Below are 16,341 nucleotides of genomic sequence, written 5' to 3'. Positions count from 1 at the left end.
CCATCTTCAAACAAGGTGTTTTCTACGGTTGCACCGTGAATGGCACACAGCAGCGCTCCACCTAAGATACCTGCCACTCCCATCATGTGGAAGGGGTTCAGTGTCCAGTTGTGGAACCCTTGGAAGAACAGCAAGAAGCGGAAGATACCGGCGACGCCGAAGCTAGGAGCAAAGAACCAAGACGATTGCCCCAAGGGATAGATCAAGAATACGCTGACAAATACCGCGATCGGTCCACTGAAGGCAATGGCGTTGTAGGGTCGAATTCCCACTACACGGGAAATTTCAAATTGCCGCAGCATGAAGCCAATTAAGCCAAATGCACCGTGCAGGGCGGTAAAGCTCCAAAGCCCACCGATTTGACACCAACGGGTGAAGTCGCCTTGGGCTTCAGGTCCCCACAGTAGCAGTAGGGAATGACCGAAGGTATTGGCGGGGGTGGAAACCGCCACAGTCAGGAAGTTACAGCCTTCCAAGTAGGAAGAGGCTAAACCGTGGGTATACCACGAGGTAACAAAGGTTGTACCGGTTAGCCAAGCCCCAACAGCCAAGTAGGCGCAGGGGAGCAGGAGTATACCTGACCAACCGATGAATACAAAGCGATCGCGCTTTAGCCAGTCATCGAGTGCGTCAAACCATCCTCTTTGGCTGGGAGCGCGTCCGACAGCTATGGTCATCGTTTCAAATCCTCTTACATTAAGGGTTTACAAGGATTTTTCGCTTGACAGTTCCACAGCGGAAGACTGGGAATTTGTGAGAAAGTCAGTCAGTTTGACTAACTTTGCCTGAATACAGGGTGTGTCAAGCACCCTAGCGTCACCAGCTTATAATTTAACTGGCATGGACTTAATTTTTCTTAAACTATCATAGTTTTACACGAATCCTCGATTTTCGCTAGGGAGAGTAGGGGATTCAGTGCTTGAATACCATAATAGTAGACACTGAAAAATTTACAAACTGATACATCTGACTCAGAATTGCCCCTGAGCGGCACGGGGGGAACCAAAAATGGCATGATAACTAATTCTCAAAAATTTTGACTTTATTGGGTAGACTTTTATGTAGCGCAGAACAAAAATGGCATATTTTAGAGAGTGAAGGAACAGGATAGTATGACAGCCACCCAAACCCAACAAGAGAACCGCGTACTCCGTCAATCTGTTCTAGGTTCTCGGCGGTTCAGCAACTACTGGTGGGCAGTTGTCGCCTCAATCGGCGGTACGGGATTTCTTTTAGCTGGACTTTCCAGTTATTTTCAACGCGATCTCTTGCCTGTTGGCGATACCAGAGGTTTACAGTTTATCCCTCAAGGCATCGCCATGAGCTTTTACGGGATTGCCGGCTTGCTCTTTGCCCTCTATCTCTGGCTGGTTATCCTTTGGGATGTTGGCGGTGGATACAATGAGTTCAACAAGGAAACTGGAATGGTTAAAGTGTTCCGTTGGGGCTTTCCTGGCAAAAACCGCCAGGTTGAGTTTAGCTGCCGCCTGCAAGATGTGCAATCGATTAAAGTTGAGATCAAAGAAGGGCTTAATCCCAACCGCACTCTCTACCTGCGCGTCAAAGATCGCCGGGAGGTTCCACTCACTCGCGTGGGACAGCCTTTGCCCCTATCGGAACTGGAAAACCAAGGTGCAGAACTGGCTCGTTTCCTCGCTGTCCCCCTAGAAGGCATGTAATCGGAAATCCCGGTTAACTATCTCCTTTTTGGTAGACAAAAGGCAGAGGGCAGAAGGCTCTAAGGAAGAATGATTAAGTAGCGTCAGCTACAAGAAGGTAGGTTAATAAATATGCAAGTAATCGTCCGGCGATGGTTCCTGGTTGTGGTAGTAATTGTTGGCTTAAGTCTCGGAGCTTGTAGTTCGTCAAAGGTGGCATCCCAAAACACGACGGATTCCTCAACAGCCGCAACAACAGGAACGTCGGTAGCTCAAGTCACTAATCCTCAAATTAGCAGCTTACCCCAATTAGAGGGAAAAGCGACGGTTGTTTTAACGGTTAAAGATGCTCCGATTACCATTGAGGTCGATGGCACAAATGCTCCGATTACAGCCGGGAATTTTGTCGATCTGGTCGATCGGGGTTTTTATAACGGCTTAGTATTTCACCGAGTCGTGCGTGAACCCCAACCCTTTGTGGTTCAGGGAGGTGATCCCCAAGGGAAAGACCCCAATGTTCCGGTAGAGCGTCTGGGAACCGGGAGTTTTACTGACCCGAAAACACGCCAGCCTCGTTACATTCCTTTAGAAATAAAGCCAAAGGATGCCGAGGTTCCCATCTATAGCAAAACGTTGGAGCAAGCTGGAATTTCTGTTCCTCCCCAGTTGCAGCATACTCGTGGTGCTGTGGCGATGGCACGCTCATCGATGCCAGATTCAGCCTCATCCCAGTTTTATATCGCGCTATCGGATCTGCCTTTTCTCGATGGAAATTATGCGGTGTTCGGCTATGTTAAAAATGGCATGGATGTGGTAGATAATATCCAAGTGGGCGATCGCATCGAGTCAGCCGAAGTCACCCAGGGACTGGAAAATCTGAAACGACCTGAATCTGAAGCAGAAGCATCTCCCTAGTTCATCTTGGCAAGGGGATCTGGGGGAGCAAAGGTGATTCAGGTGCAGATGTGTAGGGGCGGGTTTTACGGATAACATTTTGGAGACAACCAATAACTTAACGAAACCCGCCCTTCTAGAGCCTCGGTTCAGTGACGTCCTCCTACACCGACCCTACGGGTACTTGTCAATGAAATACAAAAACAATTTACCCTTACTATTAGCTGACAACAAGCAAGTTGTCAATAATAAACTGGCGATTCATCCCACGATCAATCGAAGATTAGAGCGTGGGGAACCTATCGCCGGATAAGCGAACCGCAGGAAGTGAAGGGTCAAAATTTGGGTTTGCATTCGGTTGTTGTTACAGGAATTGGTCTAATCTCAGCATTAGGTGGTTTAGAACAAAGTTGGCTCCGACTGCTTAATGGTGAGTCAGGGATTCGGTCTTCTCAACCCTTTCCAGAACTACCCGTTCGACCCTTGGCGCTAATCGATTCCGTGCCAAGTTCATTAACGAGGTTGACTCAGGTCGTCGTCACCGAGGCTCTGGCTGATGCCAATCTTCAGACACCAATGCCTAATTGTGGTGTGGTGGTTGGCTCCAGTCGTGGCTGTCAGGCGTCTTGGGAAGAGTTGATACGAGCCGCAGGGGAACAAGGGAGCGGCGGAATAGGGGAGCTATTTTCTAGTTCCCAGGCTTGGTTAGAGACATTGCCACATCAAGCCGCGATCGCAGCGGCTCGGCAAATTGGCTCGATGGCACCTGTATTCGCACCAATGGCAGCTTGTGCAACGGGAATTTGGGCGATCGCACGGGGATTTGAACTCATCCAAACCGGTCAATGTCAACGGGTTGTTGCGGGTGCGTTGGAAGCCCCGATTACCCGATTAACGTTGGCAGGATTTGACAAAATGGGGGCTTTGGCAAAAACAGGGGCTTATCCCTTTGACCAACGACGAGAGGGTTTAGTGTTGGGTGAAGGGGGAGCGGTTTTGGTCTTGGAGTCAGCAGAATTAGCCTTAAGTCGTGGTGTGCCAATTTATGGGCAACTATTAGGTTTTGGATTTAGTTGTGATGCATACCATATTACAACGCCAAAGTCAAGCAACACGAGTGCGATAACAGCAATCCAGCAATGTTTAGATCGAAGTCATCTTTCCCCCACTGAGATTGACTATATTCACGCTCATGGCACAGGGACTCGGTTAAACGACGAAAATGAAGCCCAGTTAATGGATGATTTGTTTACCCATAGAGTAGCGGTAAGTTCAACCAAGGGAGCCACGGGTCATACCTTAGGTGCATCGGGCGCGATCGGTGTCGCGTTTTGTTTGATGGCACTCAAGCATCAGATATTACCGCCTTGTGTAGGATTGGGCAAACCCGCGTTTGATTTAGATTTGGTGACCCAAGCCCGTAGGCACAAGGTTCGCCAGCTATTATGTTGGAGTTTTGGTTTTGGGGGTCAAAATGCAATCCTGGCTTTGGGGAAGTATAGCAGTACCAAGGCAGGTTAGGACATTCTTTACTATTCCCTGTTCCCTGTTCCCTTGTCCTCATACTCAACTTTAATTGTGTCCGACTACTTACATTTAAATGCATGACAGCTGATTAGTTTTGAGTGTGATTATCTGCAGTCAAGGACGTTGGGTTACTCATTTGCAGTGCCGTTTTCGTATCCGTACCCGTCTTTTCCCAAATTGCCTCTAACAAAGAATTTTCATCCAGTTCCGCACTAATGTAAGTGATATTTTCGCTAGCCATGATTGCCTGGGCTTGGGCGGCGATATCGGGATATTTTTGGAAGACGGCTTGGAGAACTTGATCTCGGCATTGGAAAAGTTCGTCATAGCCAAAAACGCGATCGCACTCCCAGAATTGAACCGCTAATTGGTGTCCGGCTAACGCTGATTTAACGGTGGCTAGAATCTCAGCATCCCCGTAGGCATTTTCGACGATAGGTGTCAGATCATGTATATCTTCGCCGTACTCTTTGGGATGAATATCACCTTCAATTTTGATTTGGATCACACGCAATTCCTCAAGCGCTGTTTCCAGAGGGGGTGGAATGACGGGGGGTGAGGTTTTATTGGCGATTTTGTCCGAACGATTGGCATCCGTACTTTCCGAACGCACGGATAGTATACTCAGTAAACAGCTTACGAGTAGGGTAACTGTCATGAAGATCAGCGCTAATTTCTTAAATTGCATCTGTCAAACTATTAAAATAAATGGATTAGCAGCCCGCTTGAGTTTATTATTCCCAAGTCACTAGCCTAAAATCACCAAAGCCATTTTCAGGAAACGACTTTTAATCGTGAGACTAAAGCCGGAAAGCTTGTTGGCTCAATCTTAACATTATCTTTGAGGATTATGGTGATTTTGTTTTCCGGTGAATCCAGCCGTGATAGTTAACTTTACACGAATATCTTATTATCCTATTTTTAAAGCAAAGTCTTATTGTATTTGTGGCTTAAATATGTCTTTAATTTTCCATAGTTTAATTTTTTATTGAAGAGATATAAGATCTTAGACTAATCTCTTCAATCTTCTGCCTACTGAGGCGTTGCTGAATAAGGGTTGGGGTGAGGATAGAGAACGGGAAGCGGTTGTCGTGCGAGCGTCTGGCTCGCTATTTTGTCGGAGTTTTCATCTATCGAGGCTTATTTATTGCACTTTATGAACCTTTAATTGTCCTTAAACCCTTTCTTTTTAAGGGGTTCCAGTTTTTGCAGCCAGCTCTACTTAAGAGGAATGGCAGCAGGTATTCCTTACGGAGTATCCTTGTGAAAGATATCAGCCTCTCTGCCAACAGGCTTATGCCTAAGGCATCAGACTTATAAATGTGTGAAGCTGATACCCGCGATCGCGAGTTTTTTGATCACCATTGGTACGAGTACAATTAACATCTTAAGCCACACAGGGGCAAACACCAGGCTAACCAACAGGCAAATCATGGCGGTAAACGCGGCGGCAAGTTGGACGATTTCTTCTGTCGTGTTAACAACCACACAAACTGCTGCGAAGGTGATTGTTAAGGTTATCAATAAAACCAAAAGCATAATAACTCACCAGGGTAGATTCGATTGAGCGATAGTTTGTGTTCCTAGGACTGATAAGACTTATGCCTGTCTCTCCACTCTCATTTTGACTGGCGACTGGGTTGTGATGCGAGGAACAATCAAACCTCCTCTCTTAACGACTACAAATTTTTAGATGGGAGTGTCAAGAGTTATCCAGGGTTTCACACAAGCTTCATCAACGCTTCATAAAGACCTCATAAAGGCTTAATAATCAGATTGCTGGTCACCAATCACCAATGTTGAATCTTAACACTGGGCTAAATCCTATCGCGTTTCATCCCCAAGTGAGTTGCGCGATTACCCCAGAGATATTTTTGAACTGACGCATGGAAATAAGTCCTATAGGAGAGGTTAGCTCTAGCCACTTACTCTTACAATTTATGAAGAATTAACCCCCAAAGCTATATATGATTATCTCTACCGATATCCAGATTCCCTTTTCTCGTTCCATTGTTTTTGCGACCTACCGTGATAGGTTAATGGAGTTAATCCCCTATATGACGAATGTTCGGAGCATCGAGGTGAAGTCCCGTCATCAAGACAATGCATGTATTCACGCCGTCAACGAGTGGCACGGTGGTGGCGAGATTCCAGCCGCCGTTAGAACACTGCTGAGCAAAGATATGCTCAAGTGGACAGAATATAATACCTGGAATGAGTCAGATTATACTCTGGTATGGAGTATCCAGACTCACGCCTTTACTGAAGCTGTCCACTGCGCTGGCAAGAATCGCTTTTTGAATGATCATGGTCAGACGTTGATTGAAAGTCGCGGCGAAATCAGGATTGATCCTAAGCGGATTCAGGGAGTTCCACCATTGTTAAAAAACCAGGTTGCATCAGTGGTTGAGGATTTTCTAAGCAAAAAAGTTGAACCAAACCTGCTACAGATGAGTGAGGGAGTACGTCAATACCTAGACCAACAAACAATTAAATACAAACTAGCTTAGAGCGGTTTTATGGTTTGACAGACAGGTTAGTAGTAAGGGCTTTAGCCCTAGATTAGGTTGGGCAGAAGGCATCGACCTAACTGACAATCTATTCCACCATTGTAGCTGTGTCATGCCCCCATCATGAGTTAAGCGTCTACTTTGTCTACAGGCTAAGCACTTGTGCCCCTTAAAACGGGTGAAAAATCTGATCGGCATTGTCGCACTCTAAACTTAACACTGACGCGATCGCACAACGATGACAACCACACTAGATCAAACCATTACCTTAACCCAATTCCTCCAACTACCAGAGACAAAACCTGCCAGTGAATTTATCAATGGTCGCATCTACCAAAAACCAATGCCCCAAGGCAAACACTCCCGGCTACAGCTTAAACTTTGCAATAGGATCAACCAAGTCGCTGAAGCTTCGCAAATTGCCCTCGCTTTCCCAGAACTGCGCTGCACGTTTGGTGGGCGTTCAATCGTACCTGATGTTACCGTCTTTCAATGGGAACGCATCCCCGTTGACGCTGACGGTGAAATAGAGAATGTATTCGCGCTTCATCCCGATTGGACGATTGAAATTCTCTCTCCCGATCAGAATGCGACTAAAGTGATCAGAAATATTCTCCATTGTCTAAGACACGGCACTCAGTTAGGATGGTTTATTGACCCGGATGAACGGTTGATCATTGTATTCCTGCCGGGACAACAACCCTTAGAAATGACAGGTGATGATCCGTTACCTGTACCGGAGTTTTTGGAATTAAATCTAACTGTTGCTCAGGTGTTTGCTTGGTTAAAGGCAGGCAAATAGTGAGACGACAGCAATTGATATAGCCATTGTGTCTTACTTTTACTAATCTTTTGGGTAAAAACAAGGTGAGCTGTCACGCATTTAAATTGGGAATGGGTAGCGAGCAAGATGCAAAGCCTGCGGCATGGCTTCGCTTAACGCATTACAAGGGTTTTGCAGTTTTTGACATTAAGGTTTCAATGCCGAACAGCTTATTTTTAATTTCCTCTCTGACTGTGGGAGTTACAGTTACATTAGAATTGCTATTCAGCTCCTCCAACAGACATCTATTGGCATTATAATATTGCTTGAGTAAATTCCTTTGCTCGTTGTTCAACTGTAAATCGTGACCCAAAATATTCTTTATTTCCTCAATCCAGTCTTGACCCTTATTTTGCCGCCAATCTTCAAAACGTTCTTTCTCTTCATCAAGGTCAGGCAGTTCAGCTTGAATTTGTTGTAATGCTTGCTTCAATTCAGGCTCAAAGTCAAGGGCAAAGACAGAAACGATAACATTTGCTGGATCAGTATTAGGGTTATCAAAAAAGGCAATATCAAGAACAACGTCACAGGCACGATTAAAGCAAGGGAAAAATTGACGAGCTTTACCCGGAGAACAATTAGGGTCAAGTTTACGGGCAAATGTAAGACCAAGCAACCAAATGAGAGCCAGGTAAAATGCTCGGACTTTTACGGGTTGGTAATGAGGTTCAAATTTAAGAGATTTTTTATTTACCCAAGTAACAAGTTTCTGTAATTCCTCATTATTAGCTATTAGCGCATCAGCTTCTGCTTTCTTTTGCCATAAAGTGGCTTCGTCAGCGTTTACGGTACTGGTTGTCTGTAAACCATCTTGCGATGATTCTTTTTCAGTTGGTTCCAGTTCTTTCAGCTCATCCACAGACTGTTTGATAAAGTGATTAACTAACCAATCACGGGCAGGAGATAAGTTGCGATCAAAATTCAGATATATCGCGCCTACTAATGCCTCGAACATCTCACCAAATAGATTGACTTGGTCACTTTTATTTTTATCTTTCTCACTCCCTCCAAGTCTACAGATCTTCCTTAAGTTTAACTTGTGGGCAAATTCACAAGCTTTTTTCCGACTCACCAGGTTTTTTTTAAACTCAGTAATTTTACCTTGATTTAGAGTAGAGTCATTTTTATGTAAATAGTCAATTACAACAGCATTGAAAATTGCATCGCCCAGAATTGCCAGCCTTCTGTAATCACGCTCCTGTTTGACTTGTTGCTGCTTATCTAAGTTACGATCTTCATAGATATATGAAGGATGCGTCAGGGCAATTTCAAGCAATTCCGTATGCTTAAATTCAGGAATTTTGATTGCCTTTTTAACCGCCTCTATATCTATACCCATAATTCAAACTATAAATTGAACTGATAGTAGCAATTTTAGATGCAATCTAGGTTTTCAATTGCCTTAAATTTTCCATCCGAGTCAACATACCCAACAACTCGTGAAGATTTAGTAATACTGTTGGAATATACTTCTGTTAGCTCTCTTTCTAAATTCAGTGCATTTTGATAATTTTCACTAACAAAAACTAGAAATAAATCAACTTCATCTTTCTTGCTATCCATAGCAATATCTTTGATATTCATCTCCAATAGGGTTTTATGATTAGCTATCGAAGAAGTCATTATATGCACTTTTATTCTCTTAATTTTTTCGTATTCATCTGTCATTTTAAACCTTAAACGCTTGTCCGGAACCTTGGTAATATCCTGGTGAGTATTCTGACGCTTTAACCACTCAAAAACGGCTGCTTCTACTGTTGCTACCGAGTCATAGACTCTATCTGCATAAGCATAGAAAGCGCTATCGTCATCTCGATGAGCCAGCAAATAGGAGCGTAATTCCTTTTTGCTCATTGTCTGAAAATTAGGTTGCATCGTCATAAATTAACTCACCATCAGGGTCAATTAATATTTCTATATCGTCCCCAGCCAGAATAAACAGATTGCCTGTGCGTTCATCGATGCGAACGAGGAAAATAGGCTGGTACATCCTGGTTAAAGCATAACAAACTAAGTAACACTTCGATGCCTGGGCTGCCGTTGGAAAAATTTTTCATCCTCCATTCACTACTGTAAAAAATAATTAGGGTGAAACCCACCCTTTTTTTAAACCGACTGCCAAAGCTTAATTTTGCGATCGCTCCCCGCACTGACGAGAATATCCCCATGGGGACTAAACCCTAGAGAACGAACGGGTTGGGTATGTCCTGACAGCTTGGTTAATCGTTGACCATTTTGAGTATCCCACAATTCAATTAGCGCACCACTTCCACTGGCGAGAACTTGACTATCAGGACTAAATGCCAAAGCCGCTACCCCTGGTGACTCGGGGGCAAACGTCCGTAATAATTTACCCGTTTGGGGATTCCAGAGTGTGATCGCCCGACTGCTACCACTGGCAAGGATCAGACCATCTGGGCTAAATTCTAGGCAAGTAATGCTCGTCGATTGATTGGTAAACGTGATTAGCGGTTTACCATTATGAGGATTCCACAGTTCTAGGGTGCCATTCAAACTGCCCACGGCACAACTATGACTATCGGGGTTAAAGGCAATATGTCGGGCTGAATTGGAGTTTCCGGCTAAAATACGTAGCAGTTTGCCCGTCCGTACCGCCCAGAGTTTAATTTCACAGTCCCCACTACTGATGAGGATCTGACCGTTAGGACTAAATACAATATCTCGCACCCGATCCGCACGACTGACCAGGGTATTGAGCAGTTTTCCGGTGCTAAGTGACCACAGCTTGATGGTTTTATCATAACTGCCACTGGCTAAAATCTGACCATTTGGACTAATTGCCACACAGGTTACACGGTGGCTATGTCCAGTTACGTTATGCAAAGGTTTGCCGAGGCGTAATGCCCACAGTTTAATCGTTTTATCATAACTGCCACTGACTAACGTCTTCCCATCTGGACTAATGGCAATGGCACGAATCTCATCCGTATGTCCAGAAAGAGTCCGGCGCAGCTTTACCTTTTCCCAGGGATTGGGTGAGGTGGAAATAGGCAATAACTGAGTAATCAGAGACATCAGTCCTTTGGCTTTGGACTGAATTGGCGATCGCTTCTTGATCGGAATCGGTGCTGGTGGCGGTAAGGAGGGGGTGGGCGCAATAATTTCTTCAATACAACGGCGAATCATGGCTGGGGTTTGCGGGCGTTGACCGGGAAACGTCGCCATCAGATAATCGACTAAATCCGCTAATTCTTTGCTAATTTGCGGCGCACTCTCTCGCCATTGCAATTTGCCCGTCCGGGGATGAGACTCAAAATCGTTGGGGGATTTGCCTGTGAATAAATAGACAAAGGTGCGACCTAGGGCAAAGAAATCCGATTGCGCCACGGCTTTACCTTCCATTTGTTCCGGTGGTGTATACCCACTGGAGATAATCACGGTGCCAGTTTCATCTTGTTTTTGCCGTTGTAAGTAGGTTTCGGTGATCTCCCGCACTGCCCCAAAGTCAATTAATGCCAGTTGTCCATTAGGTCGCAGGATAATATTAGAGGGCTTGATATCTCGATGGATTAGCTCTTGTTGGTGCAGTTGTTCTAAAATATCGACCAATTGTTTCAACCACGCGATCGCCTGGTTTTGAGTTAGACTCAGAAGCGGTTTGTTCCGACGCGATCGCCACTGCTTTAACGTAAGCCCCTCAATTTTCTCCATGACTATGCAGTGCAGGGAGACTTCTGTCCCCTGTGACCAGACAAAATAGCCATCTGACTCAACTCTGGGAATACCGGGATGCTGAAGCCGACTCAAGACGGTGGCTTCCCGCTGAAAGAGGGATATAGCTTTTTCTTTCGCATCATGGCTATAGAACCGATCCAGATTCAGAACTTTCAGAACTTTGGCAATTCCCTGATCATCGACTTCAAAGGTTTGACTAAACCCACCTTTACCGAGTGTTCGCAGGACTCGATAACGGTTTTGAAGCAACAGGTTGGGGTATATCATGAGGGGGGTTAGAAACAGTAATCTTGGCTATGTCGCAGTATCACTTATCTCTTTTTGCTTCGCCACTTATGCCAAACCTCTAGGGTCTGCTTACAATCTGCCTTCAATCGCATCCAGTAAGTTGATCGTGTTAAGTCGTGCATATCCCACCATTTGGTCATATGTTCCTTCTAGTATAGAAAGAATCGCTTTAAGTTGATCATCTAGGCGATCTGTCTCTTTTAACACATACAATCGATCCCTGACGCGAGTAAGAATTAGGCGAATTTGTAGCGCCTTCAGATCATCGGATACCTGTTCTTTGACTAGGGCATGACTCCTGAGTAGCCCCAGTTGACTTACGGATTTGGTTTTACAAACAGTTGAAATTTGCTGACACACCTCGTCAATAAATTGATTGGTGGCATACTTCAACAGAGCCGGCTGAATGGTGAAAATCGCTTCATTGGCTTCAGCATTGGGTTCTTTTTCCAACAGCGATCGGCGTTTGAGGGATTCCAACGCTGCCAGGAGTTTCGATAAGGATGTCACCGAAAACTTCATTGCCTCTTTTAATTCCGAAATTGAAAGCGGCTGATTTTCCAGTGCCAACCAATAAATGATTTCCTGTTCTAAAGGAGATAAACGTTGGAATTGTTGATTAAAAACATTCGGTAGAATATCACCAATAATTAATGTACTTTGCTCTAAAAATTCCGAAATATTTCCGTCAAATATTTCTTGGATCGTTGTCGCCATAATTTTTAGGGCTAACGGATTGCCGCGATAAAGCTGAATCAGGGCATCAGCACTTGACTTTAAGGAGGAAAATCCTTTCGTTTCTAAAATGCGTTTGGCATCCTCCGCACTTAAGCCTTTGAGTTTGAGTTCTCGAACAGGGAGTTTTGTACCCGCTAATGAGGCAATTTCTATCGGTTTTTCCCGACTAATCAATAGTAAGCAGCTTTGATGGCGTTCTTCAGCCATGCGCCGAATCAGTTCCCCATAGTCTTGATACCCTTCTCGATAATGTCCGGCTAACCTGCCACTACTCATGATAGTTTCCACATCATCGAGGAGCAACAAACAGCGATGGCGTTGGCAATAGTCCATCAGTCGCGAAATTTGACCGTTAGCGGTATCAGGTGATTCTAGTTCCTTACCCTCCGATAAAAAGTCGATTATCTCACTGAGGAGATCACCCAGGGGTGAAGCATGACGTAGCGATCGCCAGATCACATATTCAAAGGAAGATTGTACCTGTTCAGCTACCTTCGCTGCCAGGGCGGTTTTACCGATTCCCCCCATTCCCAGGAGTGCTACGATACGACAGCGTTCTTTGACAATCCATTGCTCTAGCTGTTTCAGTTCCGACGTGCGACCGTAAAAGATGGAGATGTCAATGGTTTCTCCCCAATCTTGGTGACTACGACTATTGGAGGGTGTCGTCTTGCCTTGATCGACAATTTCTTCCCAGTTGAGTCCTAGAACGTGACAATATGCTTTAAAGGCATGAGCACTAATGGGTTGTCTTCCGGCTAAAAACCGTTTCCATGTCCCTTGGGAGAGTCCAGTGGCATAAGGTCCGCCAGTATACCACGGTTTATCCGGTTCCAGTATTCGACTAGCCTCAAGCAAGCAGGTGTCGTCATCATCAAGACTCCAACTCCACCCCTTTTCATTTCTGGCTTGCTTGATTTTAGCGAGTCCCCATTGAGAGGCTTTAAGAGTCGGCACTGTCTCACCTTAGTTTTGCCATTTGTCAAGATCGATTTTAGAGCAATTTCTAACGTTATGGATAAAAGCACACATTCAAAGGTGTCATGACCCAAATAATTGAGTCACGCTCCAGTCAGCCCTGAACTAAAGTAATCTTCCAGAAGGCTGACGCTTGTTGTGACAATTTTATCATATATACTTTTGAGCTAAAGAGCAATTACCTGGTACTGTCCAATACCAAATCGGGCAAAGCCAGTTAATTGTAGGGGCGGGTTTAGCCATTCAAGCTAGCTTTTTATTAATAACTGAGCAACAAAACCCGCCCTTATTCAAAGGTAATGGCTTAGCACACTTCCTCTTAACAATCTAGGGCTAAAGCCCTGACTACGAACGAACTCCTCAAACAGGCGCGATCGCACTCAAATCAAAAGAACCGGAAGCACTGAATCTAGAGAACCCGGAACTGGCGCGGGAACTGCAATTGTTTCGATCTATTGGTAACAAAATAATCCAAGTAGTGGAACTCTTACTCCTCTGATGTGGGTGGTGAATCAGGGATAGGCTCAGGCTGTTCTATCGGTTGGGGAGGCGAAAAGCGATCGCGCATTTGTTTGAATGCTTGGGGATTGAGTAACCACTGGGCAATAAACACAGCAGCGCCCGCCGAGAGGATAATCACCAGTATCCCAAAAACTCCTAAGATGATCTTGAACCAATCCTGACTAGAGGATGCGACTTCAACGTCTATAGGTTCGGACATTTCCTCGTCCTCCTCACCAACAGGTTCCTCTGTGGCTGGCAATTGAGTCTCTAACTCGATAGTCTGGGCATTATTTTCCAGTTGTAATCCGTCCAGATTCAACACCACCGGATATTGTGGAGAAACACCACAATAGGTGAGAACAACCGAGGCGTTATCATACCCATTCCGTTGATTTGCCTGATCAACCAGAAACCGTACCGCTGCTTCTAGAGATAGCTTGCCATTGAACACATCTTTGGCAAAATCCGCATAAACAGACTCTAGCAAATTGTTATCACTTACCCCATCTGAACAGAGCAACAATAAACCATCTTCCTCTAAAATCAAGCGGCGTACATGGGGATAAAGAGACTCCGCATCCTTGGTTCCTACGGCTTGGGTCAATGCGCCAGAATCTGGGCGCTGTAAGGCATGACGGTAAAAACTTCGACCCATCCTGACTTCCCGCGTTGCCACATCATCATCGACAGTAAGCTGTTGGCAGTAGTCGGGAGTGATCCAGTAGGCACGACTATCCCCGACACTGGCAATGTAGAGTTCGTGACTATTGCCTTCGCTATCCGCTTGAATCACCGTTTGCGGCAATTGTAGGGCTAGGGTTAAAGTTGTACCCATGCGCCGCCGGGATTCTCGTTCTTGTTGGTCGTTCTTGGAGGCAATAAGATTATTGACAACTCGAACAATTGCCGATAGTTGTTGTGCTACTAAATCCGGACTCATCAGTTCCGGATCTTCAAGTAACTCAGCTAGCAACGCCCGCACCTGAATTTTCACCGACTGCATGGCGATATGGCTAGCGACTTCGCCGCCTTCATGTCCGCCAATCCCATCACAGACGAGGGAGAGATGGGGAATTAGGGGATCAGGTTCTGGGGTCAAATCCGATCGCAGGGGATAGCAGCTATCCTCATTGTGGTCATGTAAAGGACCAGTATCCGTGAGTCCAGCGACTTCTAAACGTAAGGGTTGTTGCGAAGATTGAGCCAACAGAAGCTGATTAAGCTGAACGGCAATTGCCTCAAAGGAGGGGTTAGGCGTTTGCATTTGCTGGGCAATATCTCGCAGTTGATCCGCCACCACCACGGATGCTGTGCGACACCAAGATTCCCAACATTTTCCTAGCTGTTGCAGACTCGCCTGAGTTCGGGAGTGGGGTAGGGTTGTTGTACCTCCAGATGTACCTGTTGATGAGTCTTTTTGGTCACGGCTGATTGACGTTGGAACAGGTGCGGGATCAGAATCCGTCGTTCCATTCCTAATCAGTGCCCGCAGTCGCACCCGCCAGCCTTCGACTCGCACCTGTTCGGGATCAACCAGGGTAGCGGCTACACCTAATTCAGCGAAGGGTTGCCATAACTCTAAAATTTGCCATAACCAATAAATCTGACGCACAGGGGAGGCTTTTGACCATTGTGAAGTAATCGCCGGATAGAGTTCGCCGTTGTTGTCAATCGGGACATTTTCCAGCAAAATAATCGGCGTAGTCGATTGAGAGTCTGCCCCGGAACAAACGCCATAAACCTCTGGAACGTGCAAACGATGGGGATACAGGCGTAGATAGGGGAGAAATATGCCACTTATGCGATCGGGAGCCTGGGGTAACTCCTCTGGGTGCAGATCTAGCCAAATTCGGGGCGCAACGACTTGATACCGTTCGGCAACAATTTCCCCCACTGGAATCGATGCAGCTGTTGCACCTACTGCCCACAGATAACGATTCGTTTGCGGCTGTTCAGTACTCATAAATCTTAAAAAATAATTCTGGAATGAATGGGCAACTGAAGTATTTCAATACCAAGCTCTCCAATTCCGAGTTTAATTCCCGTCATTCCCCTAGAATTAATTAGCATAATCAAAACACGGCGCTGTGTCTATAGTTTGTCCGTTGTTATTGACCAATTTTCATAAGCTGTTGCTCCCCCAGCTTCCCCTGCTCCCCCAGCTTCCCCTGCTCCCCCAGCTTCCCCTGCTCCCCCAGCTCCTACAAGAATGGCGGACTGGCGAATTAAACTAGAATAAAAGGCTTTCAACCCAGGATTCACTGGATTTTTATATGTCACTCAATCCTTCCTTACTTTGGCTCCTGGCAGGATCAATGCTTTGTCTGGTGGAGCTATTCGTGCCGACGGCGTTTGTTGCCTTTACCATGGGAATTAGCGCTTTAATCGTGGCGCTGGTGGCGTTAATGATTCCCCTGTTTCCGGTACAAGTTGTGCTATGGTTGGCGCTATCCACAGCGCTGGTTATCGCATCTCGTCGCATTCTCCCAGCCGCCAAGATCGCTAAGCGTTTCGATGCGGTGGAAGCTCGAACCCTGACCGAAATTCCCCCAGGAGAAACGGGACGCATCCTCTATGAAGGCAATTCCTGGCAAGCGCGTTGTGATGATGAAATGGCCGCGATCGCACCCAACCAAAAGGTTTATGTTGTCCGCCGTCAAGGTAACACACTCATTGTTGTTCCCCAGACTCTCATAAATTAAATTTTCCGTTGAAAAACGCTGGC

General features: G+C 45.7%; 15 protein-coding genes and 1 pseudogene. 6 read left to right on the top strand and 10 right to left on the bottom strand.

What is annotated here, in order from left to right:
- Positions 1 to 677, bottom strand: a pseudogene (locus RIG27_RS04460) (photosystem II D2 protein (photosystem q(a) protein)); the annotation flags it as partial.
- A 435-nt stretch (positions 678 to 1,112) separates the two neighbouring features.
- Between RIG27_RS04460 and RIG27_RS04455 the strand changes: the two are divergent.
- The 3 genes from RIG27_RS04455 to RIG27_RS04445 all read left to right on the top strand — a co-directional run bounded on the left by RIG27_RS04455 (position 1,113) and on the right by RIG27_RS04445 (position 4,073).
- Positions 1,113 to 1,679, top strand: coding sequence for a photosystem I assembly protein Ycf4 (locus RIG27_RS04455; protein WP_446342829.1), 567 nt, complete (start codon positions 1,113 to 1,115; stop codon positions 1,677 to 1,679).
- Positions 1,680 to 1,790: 111 nt separating this feature from the next.
- Positions 1,791 to 2,573: a peptidylprolyl isomerase gene (locus tag RIG27_RS04450; RefSeq protein ID WP_446342827.1), complete on the top strand. Its 783-nt coding sequence runs from the start codon at positions 1,791 to 1,793 to the stop codon at positions 2,571 to 2,573.
- Between the two features lie 306 nt (positions 2,574 to 2,879).
- Entirely contained in the window at positions 2,880 to 4,073 is a 1,194-nt protein-coding gene (locus RIG27_RS04445; RefSeq protein ID WP_446342825.1) for a beta-ketoacyl-ACP synthase, read from the top strand.
- A gap of 94 nt (positions 4,074 to 4,167) precedes the next feature.
- Here RIG27_RS04445 and RIG27_RS04440 read toward each other — a convergent pair whose 3' ends face one another.
- Positions 4,168 to 4,767: a hypothetical protein gene (locus RIG27_RS04440; protein ID WP_446342823.1), complete on the bottom strand. Its 600-nt coding sequence runs from the start codon at positions 4,765 to 4,767 to the stop codon at positions 4,168 to 4,170.
- A gap of 626 nt (positions 4,768 to 5,393) precedes the next feature.
- Positions 5,394 to 5,567, bottom strand: a complete 174-nt coding sequence (locus RIG27_RS04435) for a hypothetical protein (protein WP_446342821.1) — start codon at positions 5,565 to 5,567, stop codon at positions 5,394 to 5,396.
- Positions 5,568 to 6,046: 479 nt separating this feature from the next.
- Here RIG27_RS04435 and RIG27_RS04430 point away from each other — a divergent pair, with 479 nt between their 5' ends.
- Complete coding sequence (locus RIG27_RS04430) at positions 6,047 to 6,589, top strand: hypothetical protein (protein ID WP_446342819.1); 543 nt, start codon at positions 6,047 to 6,049, stop codon at positions 6,587 to 6,589.
- Between the two features lie 238 nt (positions 6,590 to 6,827).
- Positions 6,828 to 7,391 carry a Uma2 family endonuclease gene (locus RIG27_RS04425; RefSeq protein WP_446342817.1) on the top strand — a complete coding sequence of 188 codons (564 nt, stop codon included), beginning with the start codon at positions 6,828 to 6,830 and terminating at the stop codon, positions 7,389 to 7,391.
- Positions 7,392 to 7,533: 142 nt separating this feature from the next.
- Here the strand turns inward: RIG27_RS04425 and RIG27_RS04420 are convergent, their stop codons facing one another.
- From RIG27_RS04420 to RIG27_RS04390, 7 genes are all read right to left on the bottom strand, one after another.
- A complete protein-coding gene (locus tag RIG27_RS04420) occupies positions 7,534 to 8,751 on the bottom strand; it encodes a ribonuclease III domain-containing protein (protein ID WP_446342815.1) in 1,218 nt (405 codons plus the stop codon).
- Positions 8,752 to 8,786: 35 nt separating this feature from the next.
- Complete coding sequence (locus RIG27_RS04415) at positions 8,787 to 9,293, bottom strand: DUF6887 family protein (protein WP_446342813.1); 507 nt, start codon at positions 9,291 to 9,293, stop codon at positions 8,787 to 8,789.
- Positions 9,277 to 9,462, bottom strand: coding sequence for a DUF6888 family protein (locus RIG27_RS04410; RefSeq protein WP_446342831.1), 186 nt, complete (start codon positions 9,460 to 9,462; stop codon positions 9,277 to 9,279). The genes RIG27_RS04415 and RIG27_RS04410 overlap by 17 nt, the downstream gene beginning before the upstream one ends.
- 56 nt (positions 9,463 to 9,518) lie before the next feature.
- Positions 9,519 to 11,375: a protein kinase domain-containing protein gene (locus RIG27_RS04405; RefSeq protein WP_446342811.1), complete on the bottom strand. Its 1,857-nt coding sequence runs from the start codon at positions 11,373 to 11,375 to the stop codon at positions 9,519 to 9,521.
- A gap of 90 nt (positions 11,376 to 11,465) precedes the next feature.
- Complete coding sequence (locus RIG27_RS04400) at positions 11,466 to 13,091, bottom strand: NB-ARC domain-containing protein (RefSeq protein ID WP_446342809.1); 1,626 nt, start codon at positions 13,089 to 13,091, stop codon at positions 11,466 to 11,468.
- Between the two features lie 508 nt (positions 13,092 to 13,599).
- Entirely contained in the window at positions 13,600 to 15,579 is a 1,980-nt protein-coding gene (locus RIG27_RS04395) for a PP2C family protein-serine/threonine phosphatase (RefSeq protein ID WP_446342807.1), read from the bottom strand.
- Positions 15,580 to 15,707: 128 nt separating this feature from the next.
- Complete coding sequence (locus RIG27_RS04390) at positions 15,708 to 15,896, bottom strand: hypothetical protein (RefSeq protein WP_446342805.1); 189 nt, start codon at positions 15,894 to 15,896, stop codon at positions 15,708 to 15,710.
- On the opposite strand from RIG27_RS04390, the gene RIG27_RS04385 reads away from it, so the two are divergent.
- A complete protein-coding gene (locus tag RIG27_RS04385; protein WP_446342803.1) occupies positions 15,890 to 16,318 on the top strand; it encodes an NfeD family protein in 429 nt (142 codons plus the stop codon). The two genes, RIG27_RS04390 and RIG27_RS04385, sit on opposite strands and share 7 nt — an antisense overlap.
- Positions 16,319 to 16,341: the final 23 nt, after the last annotated feature.

Origin of the sequence: Coleofasciculus sp. F4-SAH-05 (assembly GCF_040222985.1) — a bacterium.
Taxonomy (GTDB): Bacteria; Cyanobacteriota; Cyanobacteriia; order Cyanobacteriales; family Coleofasciculaceae; genus Coleofasciculus; species Coleofasciculus chthonoplastes.
The sequence above is the reverse complement of the archived record's forward strand: the minus strand, read 5'-3'. Positions and strand labels throughout refer to the sequence as shown.